The following is a 1,183-nucleotide window of genomic DNA, read 5'->3' as shown; positions in this document are numbered from 1 at the left end:
CGCGCCCCGACCCCTGCGCGCGCCGGCCCCGCGTCCCGTCGTCCGCGCCCGCCCCGCCGCCGGGCGCGGACCGCCCTCCTCCGTCCCCCTCCGCCTTCGTGTGCCGCCCGAACCCCGCTGCCCGTATGCCGCTGCCCTCGTCACGCTGTCCGCGTCGCGGAGTAGCGTTAAAACATGACAAATGGTGGCGAAGAGGTGGATGCCGAAGAAGTCGTCCTCTCGTCGGGGCGGTGGGGACCGCTGGCAGGCGACTCCATCGGGCTGGGGCCCGCGCCCGGGGCCGCGCACCGGGGCGCCGCCGCCGTCGAGACCGGGCCGCCGGGCCCGGCGGGCGGGGACGCCGTACTGACCGATGTGGGCCCAGGACCCGACGGCGCCGGAGCGGTCTACGGGCGCGGCCGCTCGGTGGTGCTGCTGCACGGGCTCACCTTCGACCGCGCGATGTGGCGGCCCGTACTGTCCCGGCTGCCGCTCGGCCATCCGGCGCTCGCGCTCGACCTGCCGGGCCACGGCGGGTCGCCGCCGCTCGACGACGGCGACCACGGACTCGACAGCGTGGTGGACGCCGTGCACCAGGCGGTGCTGGCGGCGGGGCTCGACCGGCCGGTGGTGGTGGGCCACTCCCTCGCCGGGCTGTTCGCCACCGCCTACGGCGCGCGCCACCCGGCCACCGCCGTCGTCAACGTCGACCAGCCGCTGCGCGTCGACGACTTCGCGCGGTTCGCGCAGAGCATCGCGCCCCGCCTGCGCGGAGAGGACTTCGCCGAGACGTGGGCGGTGCTCCAGGCCCGGATGCGCACCGAGAACGTCGGCGCGACCTACCGCGGGCTGCTGCGGGCCGGCGACACCGTCTCGCAGGAGATCGTGCTGAGCTACTGGGCCGAGCTGCTCGACCTGCGCGTTCCGGACCTCGCGGCGCGCACGGACGAGATGCTCGCGCGCCTCCGCGAGCGCGGCATCCCCTATGTCGCCGTCTTCGGGGATCCGGTCGACCCGGAGGAGCGCGGCTGGCTCGTCGAGCGGCTGCCCGCCACGGAGGTCGTCGAGTGGCCGGTCGGCCACCACTTCCCGCACGTCACGGAGGCGTCGAGGTTCGCGGCCCTGCTGGCCGGGCTGATGGCGGCACGGCCCTGACGCCGCCGCCGGCCGCGCACGGCCCGCGCCTCCCGGCCGCGGCGCGGTG

Annotated in this window: 1 protein-coding gene; it reads left to right on the top strand. The window is 77.0% G+C overall.

Translation table 11 applies throughout. The features are described 5' to 3' along the window. Positions 1-174 precede the first annotated feature (174 nt). Positions 175-1,134: an alpha/beta fold hydrolase gene (locus L1885_RS28515; RefSeq protein ID WP_235800028.1), complete on the top strand. Its 960-nt coding sequence runs from the start codon at positions 175-177 to the stop codon at positions 1,132-1,134. Positions 1,135-1,183 lie beyond the last annotated feature (49 nt).

The sequence above is a fragment of the Streptomyces fuscigenes genome (assembly GCF_021556455.1).
GTDB classification, from domain to species: domain Bacteria; phylum Actinomycetota; class Actinomycetes; order Streptomycetales; family Streptomycetaceae; genus Streptomyces; species Streptomyces fuscigenes.
Note: the sequence above shows the minus strand (reverse complement) of the source record. Positions and strands in the feature narration are given on the sequence as shown.